Annotated in this window: 15 protein-coding genes and 1 pseudogene; 15 read left to right on the plus strand and 1 reads right to left on the minus strand. The window is 32.1% G+C overall.

The window, feature by feature from the left end; genetic code table 11:
• The first annotated feature begins 67 nt into the window (after positions 1–67).
• The 10 genes from MKO96_RS15395 to MKO96_RS15440 all read left to right on the plus strand — a co-directional run bounded on the left by MKO96_RS15395 (position 68) and on the right by MKO96_RS15440 (position 11,479).
• Entirely contained in the window at positions 68–508 is a 441-nt protein-coding gene (locus tag MKO96_RS15395) for an Lrp/AsnC family transcriptional regulator (RefSeq protein WP_240587988.1), read from the plus strand.
• A gap of 203 nt (positions 509–711) precedes the next feature.
• The gene (locus MKO96_RS15400; protein WP_098344000.1) at positions 712–1,293 is read left to right on the plus strand and encodes a cysteine hydrolase family protein; all 582 of its coding nucleotides are present in this window, start codon (positions 712–714) and stop codon (positions 1,291–1,293) included.
• Positions 1,294–1,375: 82 nt separating this feature from the next.
• Positions 1,376–2,404, plus strand: coding sequence for a hydrogenase expression/formation protein HypE (hypE, locus tag MKO96_RS15405; RefSeq protein WP_098344001.1), 1,029 nt, complete (start codon positions 1,376–1,378; stop codon positions 2,402–2,404).
• 10 nt (positions 2,405–2,414) lie between these two features.
• Positions 2,415–4,745 (plus strand): carbamoyltransferase HypF, encoded by a 2,331-nt coding sequence (hypF, locus tag MKO96_RS15410; RefSeq protein ID WP_240587989.1) that lies wholly within the window; start codon positions 2,415–2,417, stop codon positions 4,743–4,745.
• A gap of 78 nt (positions 4,746–4,823) precedes the next feature.
• On the plus strand, positions 4,824–6,089 hold the full coding sequence (gene ectB, locus MKO96_RS15415) for a diaminobutyrate--2-oxoglutarate transaminase (protein ID WP_237982512.1): 1,266 nt from the start codon (positions 4,824–4,826) through the stop codon (positions 6,087–6,089).
• Positions 6,090–7,242: 1,153 nt separating this feature from the next.
• The gene (gene sdaAB, locus MKO96_RS15420) at positions 7,243–7,941 is read left to right on the plus strand and encodes an L-serine ammonia-lyase, iron-sulfur-dependent subunit beta (RefSeq protein ID WP_240587990.1); all 699 of its coding nucleotides are present in this window, start codon (positions 7,243–7,245) and stop codon (positions 7,939–7,941) included.
• A gap of 22 nt (positions 7,942–7,963) precedes the next feature.
• Positions 7,964–8,839: an L-serine ammonia-lyase, iron-sulfur-dependent, subunit alpha gene (sdaAA, locus tag MKO96_RS15425; protein WP_240587991.1), complete on the plus strand. Its 876-nt coding sequence runs from the start codon at positions 7,964–7,966 to the stop codon at positions 8,837–8,839.
• 307 nt (positions 8,840–9,146) lie between these two features.
• On the plus strand, positions 9,147–10,466 hold the full coding sequence (locus MKO96_RS15430) for an aromatic amino acid transport family protein (protein ID WP_240587992.1): 1,320 nt from the start codon (positions 9,147–9,149) through the stop codon (positions 10,464–10,466).
• Positions 10,467–10,929: 463 nt separating this feature from the next.
• Positions 10,930–11,289 carry a DUF3796 domain-containing protein gene (locus MKO96_RS15435; RefSeq protein ID WP_240587993.1) on the plus strand — a complete coding sequence of 120 codons (360 nt, stop codon included), beginning with the start codon at positions 10,930–10,932 and terminating at the stop codon, positions 11,287–11,289.
• Positions 11,279–11,479: a helix-turn-helix transcriptional regulator gene (locus tag MKO96_RS15440; RefSeq protein ID WP_001128818.1), complete on the plus strand. Its 201-nt coding sequence runs from the start codon at positions 11,279–11,281 to the stop codon at positions 11,477–11,479. The genes MKO96_RS15435 and MKO96_RS15440 overlap by 11 nt, the downstream gene beginning before the upstream one ends.
• A gap of 691 nt (positions 11,480–12,170) precedes the next feature.
• On the opposite strand, the gene MKO96_RS15445 is transcribed toward MKO96_RS15440, so the two are convergent.
• On the minus strand, positions 12,171–13,343 hold the full coding sequence (locus MKO96_RS15445; RefSeq protein ID WP_240587994.1) for a serine hydrolase domain-containing protein: 1,173 nt from the start codon (positions 13,341–13,343) through the stop codon (positions 12,171–12,173).
• 868 nt (positions 13,344–14,211) lie between these two features.
• Here MKO96_RS15445 and MKO96_RS15450 point away from each other — a divergent pair.
• The 5 genes and pseudogenes from MKO96_RS15450 (at position 14,212) to MKO96_RS15470 (ending at position 22,018) form a co-directional block, all read left to right on the plus strand.
• Positions 14,212–17,073 carry an ATP-dependent DNA helicase gene (locus MKO96_RS15450; protein WP_240587995.1) on the plus strand — a complete coding sequence of 954 codons (2,862 nt, stop codon included), beginning with the start codon at positions 14,212–14,214 and terminating at the stop codon, positions 17,071–17,073.
• A 381-nt stretch (positions 17,074–17,454) separates the two neighbouring features.
• Positions 17,455–18,693, plus strand: coding sequence for a WXG100 family type VII secretion target (locus tag MKO96_RS15455; protein WP_240587996.1), 1,239 nt, complete (start codon positions 17,455–17,457; stop codon positions 18,691–18,693).
• A gap of 14 nt (positions 18,694–18,707) precedes the next feature.
• Complete coding sequence (locus tag MKO96_RS15460; RefSeq protein ID WP_240587997.1) at positions 18,708–19,160, plus strand: SMI1/KNR4 family protein; 453 nt, start codon at positions 18,708–18,710, stop codon at positions 19,158–19,160.
• Positions 19,161–19,303: 143 nt separating this feature from the next.
• Positions 19,304–20,152, plus strand: a pseudogene (locus MKO96_RS15465) (AraC family transcriptional regulator).
• A gap of 432 nt (positions 20,153–20,584) precedes the next feature.
• A complete protein-coding gene (locus tag MKO96_RS15470) occupies positions 20,585–22,018 on the plus strand; it encodes a HEPN domain-containing protein (RefSeq protein ID WP_240587998.1) in 1,434 nt (477 codons plus the stop codon).
• Positions 22,019–22,408: the final 390 nt, after the last annotated feature.

A 22,408-nucleotide genomic window follows, 5' to 3' on the forward strand; every position in this document is an offset into this window, starting at 1 on the left:
TATAATTTTCTTAAAGAATTTAAGAATTATTAAATGTTTTCTTAATTAATCAAGGGGAGGCCCAGCAATGGATGATACAGATTTAAAGATTCTTTCTCATCTTCAGGAAAATGCACGTTTAAGTATGGTTGAAATAGGAAAACTGGTAGGTCTGAGTTCCCCTTCTGTCACAGAGCGAGTTAGAAGACTAGAAGAACAAGAGGTAATTATAAGTTATCGCACGATTGTTAATCCGAAAGGATTAAAAAAACATATTACTGCGTTTGTTTTGATGGAACCAAGGGATTGCAACAAATATAAAAAGTTTGCAATGGAACATTCAGATGTGGTTGAATGTCACCGTATTGCCGGTATGTATAGTTATCTAACAAAGGTAGTGACGGAATCTGTACATACACTCGAAGACTATATCAATTTGTGCTTAGAGTATGGAAAGCCTACAACCTTAATAGTGCTTTCTTCTCCAGTAGAACATAAATCATTTTTTACAGAGAGTGAAAAACTTTAATTACATATGAGCGATTATTCTAAATAAAAAGCGTAAAATTAATACCTAATGGGAAATAGGGTCCTATTAGGTATTAATTTTCAGAAAATTATTTAGAAAATTTAGATAAAAAATAATATTTGACATATTCTTACTTTCGGTGGAATAATGAACATTGTATTTTAGAAAAATTAAATTCTTAGTTAATTGGAGGTAGGATTATTATGAAATATGCAGTGCTTACAAATGACTTACAGTACGATTTGGTTAATAAAAATGAGGATAGAATTGCAGCTGTAGAGGCTTTTACGCCTAAAATGGTTTCTTTCTTAGATACTATGAGAGAAAATGATGTTTCTATTATTCACCTACAGTTAATTAACTTAGAAGATGATCCGAAAGCTGAACGATATGGTGATTTTTTACCAGTCACAAAGGGATCTAAAGGTGCAGAAATCTTACCTGAGTTTCTTCATGAAAAAGATATTATTATGGAGAAAAATAAGGATAGTGGTTTTTTTGAGACAAATCTTGATGAAACCTTAAAAAAATTAGGAGTAGATACAATTATTATTACGGGTATGCAAACTCAAATTTGTGTACAAACAACTGCAGCAGATGGATTTTTCCGTGGTTATAATGTAATCGTACCAGAGGATGGAGTTGTTTCAGCGCAGGCTGAAGATAAAGAACGAGCTTTAAAATGGTTAGGTTCATATTGTGCAAAGATTATGAGTATCGAGGAAATCTGCAATTCGATTTCTAAAAATGAAGATATTTCTTTTGATGGAGTTGCAATTCCGTAAGTAAATACGTTGTAATATCACTTGTTCTATGTAGCAAGTGATATTATTTTTCAAAAATAAAAATGAAAAGGAGTTTTAATAAATGAAATTAACTAAAGATTTAGAAAATATAATTTTAGATCATGGAACAGGTGGACTATTGAGTCACGATTTAATTAGTTCAATTATTACTGCAAAACTAGAAGAAGTTCATCTTGGAAAAATGGAGGATAGTGCCATTCTTGAGGTAAGTAGTAGAAGATTGGCGATGACAACAGATTCTTTTGTTATTGATCCTATCTTTTTTGGTGAGGGAAATATAGGTAAAGTAGCAGTTTGTGGAACGGTTAATGATTTAGCGGTTAGTGGTGCAAAACCACTTTATCTATCATTGGCGTTAGTACTAGAAGAGGGTTTTCCAATTAGAGATTTGGAAGAAATATTAGATTCTATAAGAGAGACAGCGAAAGAAGCTGGAGTGTATATTGTTGCTGGAGATACAAAAGTTGTCAAAAAAGGTGAAGTAGACAAAATTTTTATTAATACAACTGGAATAGGAGTTTTTGAAGGAGATGTATCACCATTTTCGGTAAATTCTATTCAAGAAGGTGACGATATTATTATAACAGGACAACTAGGAAACCATAGCATACATATCCTTTCTATAAGAGAAGGATTAGGGTTTGAACAGAGAATAAATAGTGATTGTGCACCATTAAATCATATGATTACAGAGTTAAAAAACCATTTTGGTAATTCTATACATTGTATGCGAGATATTACAAGAGGCGGGTTAGGTACAGTTTTAAATGAAGTTTCAGATACAATTAATACTGGAATAAAAATACAAGAAAAAGATATTCCTATGTTAGCAGAAACTATTATGGCTGCCGACATGTTAGGTGTTAATCCAATGTATCTAGCTAATGAGGGGAATGTTTGTATGTTTGTGTCTCCAGAGGTAAGTGAGGAAGTAGTGAGGGTATTAAAAAATACTAAATATGGTAAAGAAGCTGCGGTAATTGGTAAAGTTACTCAAACACAAGAAAGACAAGTGCTAATGGAAGCAAAATCAGGTGAATTGAAACTCATTGAGTTATTATATGGGGCAGAATTACCTCGATTATGTTAGGAGACAATTTATGAAAAAAGTAATAAATATGTTTATAAAAAAGTATCAAGTTAAAGGCATTGTGCAAGGTGTTGGTTTTAGACCTTTCGTATATAGAATAGCAAAAAAGTATCAACTAAACGGATGGGTGTTAAATGATTCAAATGGAGTGTTAATAGAAGTAGAAGGGGAACAAGATAATATTACTCATTTTATTCATGATATAGAATTTAATTCCCCAGAATTGGCTTATGTGCAAGAGGTTAAATTGATAGAGGAACAAGAATCTGACAATCGTTATAGCTCTTTTAATATTTTGAGTAGCCAAAAACATAGTAGTAGGCAAACTTTAATATCTCCTGATACTTATGTATGTAATGAATGTTTAGAAGAATTATTTGATCCAAAGAATAGAAGGTTTCGTTATCCATTTATTAATTGTACAAATTGTGGACCTAGATATTCAATAATAAAAGATATTCCTTATGATAGACCATATACTACAATGGCCAAATTTCCTATGTGCAAAGAGTGTGATAAAGAATACAAAGACATATTGGACCGGAGATTTCATGCCCAACCAAATGCTTGCTGGAAATGTGGACCACAAGTTCAATTGAAAACATCAGATGGTACAAATGTCCCCACTGATAATCCCATAGAAAAAACAATTGATTTGTTGAAAAAGGGGAAAATCCTAGCTATTAAAGGGTTAGGTGGATATCACTTAGTTGTAGATCCAATGAATCATGAAGCTGTAAAAGAATTAAGAAAAAGAAAAAAACGGGATGAAAAACCTTTTGCTTTAATGTCATCTGAATTAGATGATGTGAAAAATTTTGCTGAAATAACAAAAAATGAAGAAGCTTTATTAGTATCTAAAGAACGGCCAATTGTGCTATTGAACAAAAAGAAAAATGAGTATATTTCTTCAGATATTGCACCTAATAATAATACCTATGGGGTAATGTTAGCCTATACACCACTTCATCATCTCATTTTAAGAGGGAATTTTATTGCATTAATAGCTACGAGCGCCAATGTTTCTGATGAACCTATTGTATATAAAGATGTAGATGCAATTGAGCAGCTAAAAGGAATTGCAGATTATTATTTAGTACACAATAGGGAGATATTCACTAGAGTAGATGACTCTATTGTTAGGGGTATTGATTTAGATGAAGAAATAACAAAACTACAAATAATTCGTCGCGCTAGAGGTTATGTACCAAACCCAATTGATTTTAAAGAAGGGTCAACTAATGTACTTGCTTTAGGAGCAGAATTAAAGAATACGATTTGCTTAACTAAAGGTGAAAAAGCTTTTATTAGTCATCATATTGGCGATTTAAAAAACTATAAAATTTATGAATCATTTAAAAATACTATAGCTCATTTACAAAAAATCTTTGAAATCAGTCCTTCCGTAATAGCAAGTGATCTTCATCCTGATTTTTATAGTACAAAATATGCATTTGATCAAAATGCTTTACCAGTTGTACAGGTTCAGCATCATCATGCCCATATGGCTTCTTGTATGGTTGATAATCAATTAAATGGTCCTGTTTTAGGAGTTATTTTAGATGGCACGGGTTATGGTGATGATGGGAACATTTGGGGTGGAGAGTTTTTAATCGGTGATTTTCTTAATTATCAAAGAGCGGCATATATCGATTACTTTCAGCTACCAGGCGGTGATAAAGCCGTTAAAGAACCGTATAGAATCGCTTTAGGAATATTGACGCAAATATATGGTGAACAAGTCAAAGAATTACCAATAAAGCTCATTTCAGAGCGAAATAGTTTTGAACTAGATGTACTTATAAAAGTGATTCAAAAAGGAATTAATTCTCCTCTTACTTCAAGTATGGGAAGGCTTTTTGATGCTGTTTCAGCACTATTGGGTGTCCGTGAAACAATCCAATATGAAGGACAGGCTGCTATTGAGTTGGAGCAAGCGATTGATATCAATGATTCTTCCAATCCTTTATTATCATATGAAATAGTTGCTTCGAATGGAATTAGAAAAATCGATATAAAACCTATGTTTAAAGAGTTGGTATCTTTGATAATTAAAGATAAGTATACCAAGGGTGAATTGAGCTATCGTTTTCATTATACAATAGTTCAAATGATTACAGAAACCTGTAAACAAATTCGTCAAGAAACAGGGATTAATAAACTAGTTCTTAGTGGGGGAGTATTTTTAAATAAGTTTTTACTTGTAGAAGCCTATAAGTCACTTAAGGCTTGTAAATTCGAGGTTTACATGCATAAACAAGTACCTACTAATGATGGCGGAATCTCTCTTGGTCAAGCAGCGATAGCAGCTCATCGTTATAAAGATACGCATTCAGTATAAATTTATAATAGTGATTATATAACTTTTCGTTATTCTTTGTGAGTATAGTAAAAACGAAAAATTAGGAGGAGCTCTTATATGGTAGTTAGTTCAAAAATGGATATATTTAATGAACTGGAATCCCAAGTACGAAGTTATAGTAGAAGCTTTCCAACAATCTTTACTAAGTCTAAAGGATATAAATTATGGGATGTAGATGGAAAAGAGTATATTGACTTTTTCTCAGGTGCTGGGGCTCTTAATTATGGACATAATGATGAAAAAATGAAACAGGTATTAATAGATTATCTTATAGAAGATGGTATCATTCATAGTCTTGATATGGGAACAAGTGCTAAAGCGAATTTTTTAAAGCAATTTAACAAAATTATTTTGGAACCACGTGATTTAGACTATAAAATTATGTTTCCTGGTCCAACAGGTACAAATTCTGTTGAAAGTGCACTGAAAATTGCTCGAAAAGTTACTGGAAGAACAAATATCATAAGTTTTTCTAATGCTTTTCATGGAATGAGTTTAGGATCACTTTCGATAACGAGTAATCATTTTAAGAGAAAGGGTGCTGGAGTACCACTAAATAATAGTATTATCATGCCGTATGAAAATTATTTAGATTCTCTTAATTCTTTATCATATTTAGAAAAAGTATTAGGTGATAGTGGAAGTGGAGTGGATTTACCTGCTGCAATTATTCTAGAAACAGTTCAAGGTGAGGGTGGTTTAAATACAGCTAGCTCCCAATGGTTAAAGGGAATTGACAGACTGTGTAAAAAATATAATATATTATTGATTGTTGATGATATTCAAGCAGGGTGCGGACGTACGGGTACATTTTTTAGTTTTGAACCTGCGAACATTAAACCAGACATAATTTGTTTGTCAAAATCTATAAGTGGCATTGGCCTTCCGATGGCTATTACACTAATTAAACCAGAATATGATAAGTGGGAACCAGGAGAACATAATGGAACGTTTCGAGGGAATAATCTAGCATTTTTAGCAGCTACAGAAGCTTTGAGTTATTGGCAAGATATAGAGTTTATTAATGATTTAAAATGGAAAAGTGAAAAAATCACTAGTTTTCTTAATAAAATTAGTATAAACTACCCACAACTTCAAGGGGCAGTGCGAGGGAGAGGCTTTATGCAGGGAATAGCGTGTAATACTTTTGGAATAGCTAAAAAGATTTGCTCAGTTGCATTTGAAAATGGTTTGATTATTGAAACGTCTGGGCCTAAAGATGAAGTAATTAAGTTGTTACCTTCTTTAACAATTGATATAGAAGGCTTAAGTAATGGATTTGAATTATTAGAAGAAAGTATTTCTAATATTATAAAAGAGTAACTGGGTAATGAATAATAATATCACCAAATGAGGTAAGAAGAGTGCTTCGGGATATTGTGATATTCCAAAGGATTAGATTATTTCAAAGTGAAGAAATAAAATATAAATAAGCATTTTTACTTACCATCTAGCATTTGGCTATACGTAAATGTTTATGAGTAGGAGTCATATTTTTTATATTTAGAAGTTCCATTATATGCAAAATCGTTACTTATTAAGCGTTAAGGAGTGCTTGACCAGAGCGCTCCTTAACGCTTATAACACTTATAAGAGTATATGAGTTCATTGAGTAAATATGTTTTTAAAAAAATCTATATTTAACGATAAATGTGTAGAGCATCTTGAGAAGAACATGTTCTTAAGATGAATATTATCTTATTCTAAGTAGATAGGCATTGTGAAATGTTGAACTACCCCCACTTTCACTTCGTTTAGAAGTGAAAGTGGGGGTAGTTCAAAAGAGAAATAAATTAGATTTAAAGTAATGAATACTGCTAAAGTATTACTTTATGTTTAGATCCACAAAAGAAGTTCCTCTTTTCTGATAATAATTATTAATACATAATTCATAATTATTATACGTAAATTGTTTTATATTTCATTCATGTATTCCTTTCTAACTACGTGGATCATTTAATGCAACAGCTTTCACGTCCAAAATAAGATGTTCCAACAAAGGACTATATAAATATCTTTATAAGGATTTTCCAATATAATCAAAGTGTTAATGAAAGGAACGCTGTGTTATTTTTGCTTTTCTATTAACTAATACAGCTTCAAACAAAGGACATAATTGCAACATGCTGAGTGTAATTTATTACCCATTCAATATTCTGTTTATTCAATCTTTCTAAAAATAAAAAAACATTGAACTCATAAATATACAAGTTATAATGAGGGCGTCGACAGATAGTTTATTACCTCTAGATAAAATATCAATTCTAGTATTGGTACAAAAATTCTAAAAGCCTTACAAGTAATTTTCTTAAATTGAACATACTGATACGATTACTCTATAAATAATGTGTAATCAGAAAAGAAATTTATACAACATAAAAGAAAGCGCTATCAACACTGTCATATTTTGAATTAATTATTCTAATAACTAAGATTCAACTGCAATTAAAAATCATAAATTATGGGGGTGCCTTATATGAACATAAATGTAGCATCTATTAAAGAAAAAAAGGTTGTTAAATATAAAAGTTGTTTTGACGTGATTGGTCCAGTAATGATAGGTCCTTCGAGTTCACATACTGCAGGGGCTTTGGCAATTGGTACAGTTGCAAATAAATTATTTCAAGGTCTTCCAAAAAAAGTCGTGGTTAGGTATTATGAATCATTTGCTGAAACCCATAAAGGACATGGAACTGATTTTGCGATTATTGCTGGGATATTAGGATTTGCAGCTGATGACAGCAAAGTGCCAGATGCTATTAATATAGCAGAATCTAAAGGAATCGACATTACCTTTATTGAAAAAGCAGGTGATAGTCCTGCTAATCATCCAAATACGGCAGATATATATTTAGAGGATGGAAGTCGAAGTATTAGAACAATGGGTATTTCTGTTGGCGGTGGATTAATTGAAATAAAACATGTTGAAATTGACGGATTTAGTTTAGAACTGCAGGGGCCATTGCCAGTTGTTATTGCGATTTCAGAAAGAGCTGACTTTGAATTTGTCTTACGCAGAATCTTTAAACAATATGATGTTGAAATTAACAACTTTCATAGTTTGAAAGATAAAACCAAATATTTATATGCATTCGCTTTGGATTCGTTATTGCCTGGTAATGCTCAGAAGGAATTAGGGAATTTAAGCAATATAGCTAATCTTATTATTCTTTAGTTACATTAAGGAGTGAAAAAATATGTATATGGCCATAAAAGAAATTGTGGATGCAGCTAATAAAAGTCAAAAGACAATTTATGAATTAGCAATTGAACAGGAAATTGAACAAACTAAAACTTCTTATGAAGAAGTTTGGAGTAAAATGGAACAAAATTTAGCGACTATGCAAAATGCTATAAGTAAAAGTATCGAGGGCAACGGTGTATTTTCTCCTACCGGTTTAACCGGAGGTGATGCTGTTAAAATTAAAAACTATCGAGAAAATAGGAAAACTCTTTCTGGAGACTTGATGGTGTTAGGGATTCAAAGTGCTATCGGTGTTAATGAAGTAAATGCTGCATTAGGAGCTATTTGTGCAACGCCAACAGCAGGTGCGAGTGGGACGATTCCGGGAGTACTATTTAGTATTAAAGATACGTTGCAGTTAAGTCATGAAGATATGATACATTTTCTATTCACATCAGCATTATTTGGAACGATAGTAGCAAACAACGCTTGTATTTCAGGAGCGTATGGAGGATGTCAAGCTGAAGTAGGCAGTGCCTCAGCGATGGCGGCTGCAGCTGCGGTAGAAGCTGCAGGTGGAACGCCACAGCAATCTTCTGAAGCTTTTTCGATTGCATTACAAAATTTACTCGGTTTAGTTTGTGATCCGGTCGCTGGTTTGGTAGAAATTCCTTGTGTAAAGAGAAACGCCATTGGAACGGCAAATGCTTTAGCAGCAGCGGACATCGCATTAGCCGGCGTAAAGAATATCATCAATGCTGACGAAGTTATTGAAGCGATGTATAGAGTTGGAAGACAGATGCCTCGCGAATTAAGAGAGACAGGTTTAGGTGGAATTGCGGCTACCCCTACAGGGATTGCCATTAAAAATAAAATTTTTGGGGAGTAACAATCAAATTAATGAACAGTTACCGTCTGTATTGTGAAATAGTTAACAATCTTTTTCCTATTGTTCGCTTAAGGATTTCTGGATATTGGGGGAATTATCAATAATATATCCTACTAAATAATTAAAAAATTTTGTAAGTGGTAACAAACTCGTCAGGTTGATGCTTCGTTATTTTTTGATTTTGATCAACTTAGAAGAAAGAAATACGATGTGGCGCACTTTATAAACAATTCATTATTAAAGAACGGTCTATATTCCTATACCTTAAATAAAGACGTAAAAATAAGAAATAAGGAGGAATTATTATATGAATGGGAATACTGCAAAAAACATAGAATTTCAAGCTGATAATATTACAGGAAAAAATGAGAAATATCTAGACCCTAAAAAGTGGCATAAACAAGATACTACATGGGCATTGAGTCTATTTGGAACAGCAATTGGAGCAGGAGTACTCTTCTTACCTATTAATGCAGGTTCAGGTGGTTTATTATCATTGCTGATAATTACCATACTTGCATATCCTGTTATGTATTACTCACATAGGGCGCTTGCTAAAATGATATACGCTTCGAATTCTGCCGACGAGGGGATTACAGGAACAATAAGAGAGTATTTCGGTAATAAAGCAAGTGTTATTTTTAACATCGTATATTTCGTCTCAATTTATACAATCGTGCTGATGTATTCGGTTGCACTTACAAATACTGCAAGTAGTTTTATTGTGCATCAATTACATCTGCCAGAGCCTCCAAGGGCCATTTTATCACTTGTATTAGTAATCGGTCTTATCACTATACTGAATTTTGGTCAAGATATTACTGTAAAGATAATGAGCATGTTAGTATATCCTTTCATTGCTTCTCTACTTTTTATTGCAATATCTTTAATTCCACAATGGAATACTTCAATGCTAAGTTTTTCAAGTGTTTCTACTGCTTCAACTGGAATGGGATATTTCGGAATGATTTGGATGATACTACCAATCATTGTATTCTCGTTTAATCATTCTCCTATGATTTCGTCATTTGTTATGAAACAGAGAGCTACGTATGGAATAGACGCTACTGATGCCAAGTGTGCTCAAATACAAAAAGTTTGTTATATCATGACATTCGTTGTTGTTATGTTCTTTGTTTGGAGCAGCACTTTAAGTTTGACTCCAGATGATCTTAAAGTGGCAAAAGAACAGAACTTGTCAATCCTATCATATCTTGCTAATGAACTTAATTCGCCAGTAATCACTATTGCAGCTCCTATCATTGCGTTTGTGGCTATTACAAAATCTTTCCTTGGTCATTATATAGGAGCGTATGAGGTAATGCGTGACATGATTATCAAGTCCGGTAAAAAACGTGGGAAAGATATAGGAGAAAAAACAGTTAAGACAATGATTCTTACTTTTGTTGTACTAACATGCTGGTATGTTGCTTATACAAATCCAAGTATTCTTGGAATCATTGATGCCCTTAGCGGTCCGTTAGTAGCTGCTATATTATGTCTATTACCGATGTATGCGATTCGTAAAGTACCAGTACTAGCAAAATACAGAGGAAAAATGAGCAATGTATTTGTAATCGTTATAGGAATACTTACTGTTCTAGCAAGTATTAAGTCATTATTTTAATTTACTATTGTTAGTTTAGATGTAAAAATAGTGAGATATGAAAAGAAAATGAAAGATTCCTAGCGGATCTAAATTATTTATTGTTAAACCACAGAGATTATGATTTTGGACAAACTATTCACCTTAAATAGTTTGTCCTTTTTTTATTAGAGGGATAACTTCTATTAGGGGTACCGCCACATCGCTATCAACCTAAGTTTTTGATATACCCCCTAAATAAAAATTTTCTTTTTCTACAGGTAATTTCTTTGAAAAATCAGCTTATTTTTTAGTTAATGAGGTATGTGGAGGTATCTCGCTATTTGGATATGCAATTAGTGTAGGTTTGAAATAAAGTTTAACCGTTTTGAAAAAAGATCAACTGCTTATAAAAAAGTAACACCGTTTTCAATACTTTTTATTTCCAAGTCGATGTGATATATTTATATCATAAAGAGCGAAATACATCACACAGGAGGCTTATATGAAAAATAAATTAGCTTATTTAGGATTTCTTGGTTTTTTGGGTTTTTTAGGTCCGTTCTCATTTTTAGGTAATCTTTCATGGGCATCTTATTTTTTCGGTTTCTTTTTCTTCTTCGTATATGCAAAAGTAGTACCAGATGAGCTTTTTATGCTACATGTTCGCCTCGCAGCTACAAGAGCTTTTTTCATAGCACTAGTATTAGGTAGTATACTACTCTTAAGTGTTTTTATTTTTGAAAATTTACATGTAATTCGGTTCTTTGTTATATTTTCGTTTTTCATACCTTTAGGTACATTCATAATTAATTTAGAAATATTTGAGCGTAGAGAAAAGAAAGGGATGCAAGATGCCACTTAAGACTCGAATGAAAGAATATAGGGTAAAGCTAAGTATGTCTCAAGAAGATTTAGCCAATGAGGTTGGTGTCAGAAGGGAAACAATTGGCAATCTCGAAAATGGAAAATATAATCCTTCATTCAAACTTACTTATGATATTGCGAAGGTTTTGAAAGCACCTATTGAAGTTCTGTTTTGGTTTGAAGAATAGGTTAGGTATAAGTAAATTATTATAATAGATAAGATTATGGGTTTTGATCAATCTTTTTTATAAAAACTAAATTCAGATTTTTAACAAAAGACTCCGTTTTGATTAATCTTTTTTCAAAATGGAGTCTTCTTATTTACCATATAATATGGGTTTGTGGAGTGTTTTTGATTAAACTTTATTCCAAATCAACAATTAGGCATATTCTATTTATTTTAATTTCTTTTATAATAATATATAATCTATATATATTATTATAAAAGAAAGAGTGGGGATGATTAATGAAGAAACAGTCTCAATATATGTATCATTTAATTATTAGCATACTATCACTTTTAGCTATACTATTTTTGTTTTTTGGAAACTATAAAAGTACTCTTTTTAAGTACTCATTTATCTTTATATGTTTAATTAATATGATAATAAATTTCCTTTCTTATTATAAAAAAAGAATAATTAGTTCTCCATAAAATTAAAAAACACGCCATCCTTTCCTATGATTCTACAGAAAGAATAGCGTATTTTTTCATTTTAGGTAGGGTTTTGTTTTATTAACTTAATAACATTAGGTTGCTACCTAAATTCCAAAAACACCCAAAAGTATTTTTTAGAGTAAGTTGGGCGTTTTTGAACCAGAAAGGTATATGTTTAACTATAAAAACTATAAAAAAATTTATCCGGTTTTCCTTTTTGCCTACTTGCTAAATTCAGCAAGTAAAATATTTTTAAAAGGATCAGGATTGTCAGTTTTTCTTAAACTGTTCAAATTAACGGCTAACGTATGCTTACCTCCAAGTGTACCTCCAGCAAAAGTACCAAACCCTGGAATGCCTCCTGAGTGCCCCCATATCGAGACACCGTTTGGAAGCCTAGTTTCATAGATTCCAAGACCATATCCGACGATTTCAGCACTTCCTGTAGGAACTGTAGTAAGCATTTGTTTTAGTTGCTGTTCCTTCAGTAATTTACCACTGAGTAAGTAAGAGAAGAATTTGTTTAAGTCGTCAGCAGTAGAAATCATATCTCCAGCCGAGCTACCTATACTTGGATTATAATACGTAATGTCTTTTAGCTCACTTGCTCCGTCTGGTTGGAAATATCCACGGGCATGGTTGGTGCCTGGAATAACGCTTGAATTGCCAGGTAGAAATGTATTTGACAATTCAAGTGGTTCAATAATCCGATTTTCAATCTCTTCCGCATAGCTGTTTCCAGTTACTTTTTCGATAAGGATACCCAGTAATACGTATCCTGTGTTTGAATAAGACCAGCCCTTTCCTGGGGCAAAGTCTGGGGGCAGCGAAAGTCCCAACTTCACTAGATCTTCAGCAGTAAACGATTTATTTCTATGCTTAAAAAAATCAGCATCTTTTGTCCTTGAGTATTCAGCGATACCACTTGTATGGTTTAATATCTGCCGGATAGTAATCTGTTTAGCATCATATCCGTTTCCTTGAATAACACCAGGCAACCATTTTTCGATGGAATCGTCTAGATTCAGGCGATTCTCTCCAGCTAATTGAAGTACAACCGTTGCGGTGAACGTCTTCGTTACGCTGGCAATACGAAAGCGAAAATCTGTTTTCATTGGTTTCTTGGTGCTCAGATCCGCTACCCCAGCGGCATAACCCCACGTTTTTCCACCCTCATAGGTTTTAACAAGTATCCCCGGGAATCCAAGATGCAATGTATCTCGCATTGCTTGCATGACGGAATTACGATCTCGTTGAGTGCTTGTGTGTGACGAACTAGATACATTTTCAGTGGACTCTGCTTTTACAATTGAGGCTGGAGTTGTGTATAACAGGGAACTTCCAGCTATTAAAAGGGCAAGACTTGCAAATGTAATTTGACTACGTGTTTTCATAAGGAATTCCTCTCCTCTATTCATATTGTATAGGTAGCTGCTTGCTATTTCATGCTAACCACACAGCTATCATCTCTACCAATGACAAAAGGGCAACATGGTATCCGTAATTATCTTCATAATGATTATTTTTACAAACGTCATTCTGTCCTAACAAACGGTGAATCCCTCTTTTTTTACTAAATATATCTTACCAAACCTAATCCCCCTTTCACTCTTCTTTATATTTTTATCCTACACAATAAAAATTTCTTTTTTCTTATCCATTCCTTACAAATTTCTTACGTTCAAAATAGCTTCTATAATAGGATAGAAGGAGCATCTGTTTCCGAAAATATAAATTATTTTCCAATAAATGTATTAACTAAAAAGAAACACAGAAGTTTTCCACTTCTATGTTTCTTTTTTCATATTTTAATTGTTGAAGATTCGATTTACTCCGAACATTGTTAAAATTACTTGTTTCTAAACCGAAATCTATTTAACCTAGGGAGGTACTTCACATCCATCAACTTAAGAAAAATAAACGCCCTCAAAATGAAAAACCAAGCTGACTTTTCAAAGGAACTACCTGTAGAAAAAGTAAATGTTTATTTAGAGGGATATATTAAAACCTTAGCTTGATAGCGATGTGGTGCTACCCCAAATAAGAAGCCGTTATAAAAATTACATTCACGATATTTTTATAACAGCTTCTTATTTTATCGTTTGGTCAATAATAGTCAAATTGTTTTTTTGATAGAGATAACTGATTCCTAATATATAAACATTAATAATATGTATTTTTCCATATATGTTGTAAGAATATTTGTTCGTTGTTAAAATTACATTAGAAAATATTTACTATTTTTACAACAGGGGGAATTGCATGAAATCCAAGGCTGACATAATCCTTACCATATTTGAAGATAAATTAACTGAAATATATAAGACGAACAAAGTCAGACAATCACAAGTTCAAATGGCTTTAGATATAGCGGAATTTCTAGATACAAATAAAAAAATGATGATTATCCAAGCACCCGTAGGAACTGGAAAATCCTTGGCTGCGTTAGTACCGACCTTAGTAGATCAGAAATACAATTTGTTTCATAGTAGGAATATATTGTATGCCACAGCTACCATTAATCTGCAAGGACAGTTAGAAAATGATGAAATTCCACTATTAAGAAAATTAGGGTTCTCGCAAAAAACTATAACCGCTAAGGGAATGGCACAATATTATTGTCATAGTAGGGCTAATCAGGCAAATATAAACGGCATAAATACTGTTAAAGCTAGCAAATTTAAAAAGATTTTACAGCATTTTTTCAATAGTAGTAAAACCGGACAAAGAAGTGAGCTAAGTAGTAAATTTGATTTTAAAATTGATAACGATATCTGGAAAAAAATTAATATGGAGTCAAGTTCACTTTGTAGAAATTGCAAGTTCGCATATAACTGTTCAACAAGAAAGCATCGGAATAATTTTAAATCCCCGGATAACCAATTAGTAATAACTAATCATGGACAACTCATTCAATCCCTATTAAATGACTTAGATTCCGATACAGCCCATGAGTCAACTTTGAAGACCGATATGGGGGTTATAATCATTGATGAAGCCCATGAATTTCAAGAAGCATTTATGAAAATAATCGAAAAGAAAATTGAAATTACTCAATTAAAATCTATAACTAACACGATTAAACGAAAAAATGAGGAATGGAAAAGCTCAGTTCAAAAGCTATTACATTGGATACATTCGTTGAAAAGAAAAAATCCCGAAGTTGATAACGGAAATTTCAAACTTGATACAAGTGTTATAGCAATATTTAATCAACTAAAAGATATACTTCATGAAAATTTACTTGTGTTTAAAGATAACAGAGGACAAGAACTAGAGGACCTATTACGCATTATAGATTTGTTTGTAAAGAAAAAACGATATACAGCTTGGTTTAATTTAGAAGATGAAGGGTTTTATGTCATAACAAATCATTATAAAAATGAATTTAGACGACTTTTAAAGTACATGCAATCAAAAAATAAAATTATATTTATGTCTGGAACTTTGACCATAGATTCAGATTTCTCATTTATAGAGCATAAATGGGGGCTTAAACCTAATGAAGCTATTAATAAATGCTTCAAAAGCCCATTTGATTATACAAATCAGGCCATGATATATATTCCGAAAGGTTTAGATCATCCATTAGCAAAATCATTTACCCAAACAGCATCTAAGCCTATTAAAGAGCTACTTAATTTAACTGGTGGCCGAGCACTTCTCTTAAATACCTCAAATAAGCACAAAGAGGAATTTTATAGAGCAATACGTAATGAACTACAGGAGAAAGGAATTTCTGTATATAACCAAGGGGAGAATAGTACTGAAGTCTTAACACAACTTTTTAAAGAGAACGAAACGAGCGTTTTAGTTGGCACCGGTAGCTACTTTTCTGGATTTTCAGTATCTGGTACAGCACTAACCTCAGTTATCCTTAATAAATTACCGTTTACAGTCCAAGATGACCCAATAATAGATTTAATGAGCCAGGGGCTATCTCACGAAGATAGAAGGAATTTAATTTTAAACCCTATGATGGCAAACAAGTTAAATCAAGCAATAGGTAGATTAATTAGAAGTATCAATGATTATGGAATTATCACTATACTAGACTGTAGAATATTTCGACCAAAGTACTATGATAACTTTGGTCGATACGTTCAAAATATGTTGCGTAATCAAGGATATAGATTGACTAGAGAATGGGAGGATGTCCAATCCTTTTATACTACAAAGTTATTAAATGGAGCTGCTGCAGAATATGTAGACTATGACAGAAGTTTACTAAGCATTGGACCAAGGATAACACGCAACAATAATAAAATAATTAAGGCTACTAATAAAAAGAAAAATCGTTCAAACACCAAAAAGAAAGAACTTGTCTCCCAGGATACAAATATTAATACTTCAAAAAGAAAAACAAACAAGAAAAAGGCGGAAAGATTAAAGACACCTAATATTATTAAAAACAATACAAATAACACTTCTACAATTGAACGAATAACTCTAAAACCAATGATTAGATCCACTGATAAGATCGAGCAGGAACAAAGATTATATCTAAAATTCATATGTGCAAACTACAATATAGAAATAAATACTGATAATTCTGTAGAAGGGATATTTTCAAGACTGAGTCATGAGCTATTTGTATTGGGTCAATCGCCAGAAAAATTATTGAAAAAATTCCCATATAGGGATAGTAAAGAGAAAAGCTCATTTAAGAAATACCTTTTAATTAAAACTAGTACTGACTCTAACAAAGAGAATAAAATAATAATCAAACAACAAAGGGCTTTTTTAAGAAAAATAGCGGAAAGTGAAGAAGTTCCTTATATATATAAACCAGATGTCACAGAATCGTTTAAGAGGCTTTATCGGGAGTTAGTTCAACGATGGAAGGATACTAACAACTTAAAAACTAAATTTCCCTATAAAGATGAAGAACAATATAACGAATTGTACAGTTTTCATGAAGGAACAAAAAAAATAGAATTACCTTTATGTACAGATTGGGGATGCAGTGGTAAATGTAGTAAAGAAGAACACGAGCGAATAGAAACGCATTTCATTAATAAATACGGGGCAACAACTGTCGAGTTCACAAATTCTAAGCGTATTAATATATCACCATCAATTATTCTAGAAAAAGAAGACTTTCGTCCAAAAAGCTTTCAATAAATTAAATCACTCCTCCAATTATAAATTTGGGGCAGTTAACTATTTTTGTTATAGATGATCAATCTTTTTATAGCTTATAAAAAAAGTAAGGCAATTCCTTTTATAAAGGAATTGCCTTTTCAAATGAATTAAAACAAATAACAGACATATTAATTTTAAAATAAATCATTAAAAGATTATATAAAATATTACGATTTATATTATAAATGTCATGTTCATTATCTATTTCAGCAGATTGAAGAACCAATAATTAATTATTGTCTTTATCAAAGTCCTATGCAGCGACCGTTGTTATCATATTTCAAGTACTAATTTTTAAATTATAGCAACAACACTGGATATGTTATAATTTTCTTAATATACAAGAAAAGAAGGGATGGAATGGAAACACAAATCAAGGTAACACCGGAACAATTAGAACTAACTGCTAAAACCGTAAGAGATGTGAGATCATCATTAGGACATATACATAAAGACTTATACAATCAAACAGAGTATATAGCCTCTCAATGGAGCGGAGCAACAAGTAATCGTTTTTATCAAATGTTCAATGAAACAAAACCAATGATGTTCAATGTTCTGCAAGAATTGGATAAAATTGCAGTAGAGTTAGAACGCGCTGCTGTTAAATTCCGAGAAGCAGATGAATTATATGGCGGGAATTTAGTTGATTCTGATATTCAAGAGGGTGCCATGTGTGGGAAACTTCCTCCAAAATTAGAAGAGACATTTTGGGATAGAAATAAAAAGGATTTAAGTGATGCGTGGAATGGAATCTCTACTGGATTTGTAGATGGGATAGTAGACGCATGGGACGGGTTTATCGCTTTAGGAGACAAAGAGACCTGGTTAAACATGAGAGATGCAATTGTAAACTATGAAGAAACTATTCCTGCTGCATGGAACACTGTATCAGATACATTTATGAATAATTTTTGGAATGGAGATCTAGAAAGCAGAGAACATTATGCAGCTTACGCAGTCACTACGCTACTCACAGGCTTTGTTGATAGCAAAGGTCTAGATAAAGTAGGCCAAGCAGGTAAGGTAACTGCTATTACAGGGCTTACTAAAGGGAAATCTCTTGTAACTAATTCCCCGGCATACAGAAATGCATTACATATATTAAAAAATTATGAATTTAAGGGTGGTAATCATCTCTCATATGCAGGTGTCGGTAGTACACAACAATATTTACAGAAAGCAGCTACGTATACTTACGAAGGCGCGAATGGTCCAAAAACAATTCGTTTGCGAAAAGGTGACTTGGCAGGAGACAAGCACCCAGTTACAGGAATTCCATACGATGCTGACGGATTTCCTATTTTTGAATCAAAAGGTGAGGTACTATTAAAAGAGGCAGATTTCAAAAAGTCTAGAACAACACAGTCTAGAAAGTGTAGTAAGGCATTATATGAGCAAATAATGGAAAATCCTGAATTAGCTTTAAAATTCACAGAGGAAGAAATTCAATTATTTAAAATGGGGAAAACGCCAGAGCATTATACATGGCATCATCATCAAGATGCTGGGAGAATGCAACTTGTAGATTATCAGACTCATCATGATACCGGCCATACAGGTGGATATAAAATTTGGGGAAAAGATAGCGATAAATAGGGAGGTACTTAGTCATGAGTCACATTACATGGATCAATGCAAATGAGAACAAAATTACAAATGACCAAATTAAACAATTAGAACAATACTTTAATATTAAATTTCCTAATGATTTTATAGAGTGTGTACAAAAATATGATGGTGGATATCCTACGCCAGATACTTTTAATATTCCAAATCAAGATGAAAATTCACTCAATAATCTTTTAACCTTAGATTCTAATAAAAAATACTCTATTCTAGAAACATATAATAATACGAAAGATAGATTACCTGATAAAATTTATCCTTTTGCTAGAGATCCATTCGGTAATCTTTTATGCTTCGATTATCGAAATACCAGTGATTCACCATCAATCGCATTCTGGGATCATGAGGAAGAAGACATAGAGCAAGCAATATATCCAGTTTGCTCAACATTTACAGAATTGCTTGATAGTCTATATGAATTTGATGATGAAGAATAAAGGATGAGTTATACCATAACTTATCCTTTATATTTTTATCATTTATTGGTTTTAATAAAAAGCACCCGACATCTTTCGAACAGCAAAAATCGGGAAAGATTCCCTTATTTCATACATAATATTTTTGAAGGGAGGGATTACATCTGGACTGGCTGGAGAGAATGAATCGAGCAATGAATTACATTGAACAGAATTTATCAAACAAAATAGATGCTAAAGAAGTAGCAAAATTAGCTTGTTGTTCAGAATATCATTTTCCGAGAGTGTTTTCGTCAATTACAGGATTTACTTTGTCGGAATATATTAGACGAAGACGTTTATCACAAGCTGCATGTGAGCTTCAAAATGATAAGACTATACGTATTATTGATCTTGCACTTAAGTTTGGGTATGATTCACCAGATGCATTTAGCCGAGCTTTTAAAAATCTACATGGTGTACCTCCTACATCAGCAAGATGTAATGGAATAGAGTTAAAAATGTTTCCGAAAATCTCCTTTCAAATTACGATTAAGGGAGATGTGGAAATGGAATATCGAATAGAAGTATTAGATGAGGAAATTGAAATTATAGGGGTAAAACAAAAAGTAATGACGGAAGATGCATTTCGTACAATTCCGCTATTATGGGAAGAAGCGACAAAGAGTGGACTCTTAGATAAACTTATAGATATGTCTTGGCAAGATCCACAATGTAAATTAGAAGGACTTTTAGGAGTATGCGGGAAACAAGCTGCTATTGCCGATGAAGCCTTTCACTATATGATGGGATGCCGTTTTCAAGGAGAATATACATCTGATATGGAGAAAATTATAATACCCAAAAGTACATGGGTTGTATTCCTAGATGTTACCAAATAATGGAAACGTCTCTATACAGAATGGCTGCCAGCACCTGAATATGAGCTAGCAGATCTTCCTTGTATCGAGAATTATTTAGCACCTGATCGAAAGCCATGTAGTGAACTATGGGTTCCAGTTGTTCAAAAATAGAAATAATAGCATTTCATTTTATACTATCATTGGATAGTATAATTTATACAAGTTATATAATTCTAGGAGTCATTATAATAGATAAAACGGCCTATAACTAACCTATTACTATAATATTGATTTCAATTGCATACACTAGTATAATAATAAAGTCAGAGCATGCTCTGATTAGTCTACGTTATAGGGGTATAACAGACGACATTTATTTTCAAAATTATAAAATCGGATTCACTTATATGCAAAATAAAAGCCTTCCTAATTGCAGGAGGGCTTTTATTTTTGTTGTCGAACTACATAATAGATATAACCTTTTATCCCACTTTAACGGGCAGTAAACGTCCGATTGGTTCAACTAATAATCAGTGAGGGATGAACAACCCCCCCACTTGTTGATTTGAAATAAAGTCGCGATGTTTTGAATAATGTTGCGATATGATTGCTTTAACGGAAATTATTTTGGTAGGCTTAATAATAAAAGGGGTGTTGAAACAAATGATATCAGGATTTATGAATCATAATAATAAAAAATGTTTATTTAAACTGAAAGATTTTACACTTGAAATCGAGGAAATTGAAAATCGAGATAAATTGTTTGAGGAAGATTTTAAAGAATTATTTGATATTAATCCTAAAAAGGATGAAACCAATGTTTTACGTGGAAAAGATTTTAATGGCAAGGAAATAATCTTCCATGTAAGTAACGTGAGAAAAAGAGCATTGAAATCCTATGGGTGCAAGGTTTTTTGGTATATTATTTTTAATAAAGATGAATCACCATTCGATGCACTTCAAATAAACGCAGAAGAACTGAATTGGTTTTATAATGTTCGAAATGCATATGACTACAACTATAATCAAAAAACAGGTCAAACGACTGTCGATATTAAACCGTTTGAATCATTAGAAAAAAAGTTCAGCTTTACATTTAACAGTACAACAGTAAATGGAAATTTAAACATTACACGCAATATTAAAGATATGGATACGTCACCTATTCACTTGTTTACTTCTTTAAACTTGGAGTTTGAAGAGACCGATGATTACGAAAAATTATATCATTTAATAAGTATTTTAAATGATTTCCTAGCTTTTATCTCGTATAGAAGAAATATATCTGTTGATTCAATTTATCTTAAAAAAAGAGCTGACGAAACAGGTCTATACGGTAAGATAGGACAAGTCTTTATAAATAAAGATGGAATTTTTGAAGAATCAAAAAAAATCATCCGTAATAGAATCATTCAATTTCCACTAATAGAAGAGAATATCGGAAATTTATTTAACATGCTTGTACAAAATAAAATCTATCTCACCCATATACCTGAAAACTCAATTGATAGAAGGAGAATTACGGCGTCACGTTTTATAATGATCACAGCAGGGTTTGAATGGCAATTTAAATTATCCTTTAAAGATGAAAGTAAAAATAGTGAAGATAAATACAGGGTTCAAAAAGAAGAGCTTTTAACCTTCTTAGATGAAAAGGTAGAAATAAACACTGGGAAACAGAAAAAGTTCTTTAAAAACTATAAAAAATTTGTATTAAATAGTGATATGACTCTAGAGGAAAAAATCAATTGGGCTTTTAATAAATTCGATAATGTTCTGGAATTATTTATCAAAAGCTTATACAGTATAAATAACCTAGAAATACCTACCTATGAAGATATGGCTGAAAGAATTGCAAAACAAAGGAACAACTATGCGCATGGTAATATTGATAAAGAACTGAATTCATTGGTGATTCTTGATTTGTTAGCTTTAGAGTGGCTTAATTACACTATGGTATTGAACGATTTAGGCATACCAGAAGACAACATAAAACATGTTATTAATGATTTATTTAATCGGAATATAGCACTATAAATAAAGAACTGTTTAAATAATATTTAAACAAACAGGTGCATTAGTGACATAAAAAGTATTAAATTAATCAAACATTTTTATAAAAACAGTTCTTAAAAATAAAAGAAAGCTATCGTTTTGATCAATCTTTATTCAAAACGATAGCTTTTTATATGCAGTGAAATTAAGAGTTTAGAGTGACTTTTAATCAAACTTTATTCTAAAGCTACAACACTGATTAAAGTTTCACTTTATGTAGAATTTACTTTAGTAAGCGCTACTCACCCATTAATAGTTTTTAATTTTTCATTTTGAAAGTTATATTATATATAAGATTCCTAATATACCAAGTCTAAAGTGATTCTATTATTTCGAATCTATGCTATTATACGGATATATTAGAAACCATTT

The sequence above is a fragment of the Bacillus sp. ES1-5 genome, assembly GCF_022487605.1.
Taxonomy (GTDB): domain Bacteria; phylum Bacillota; class Bacilli; order Bacillales; family Bacillaceae_G; genus Bacillus_A; species Bacillus_A wiedmannii.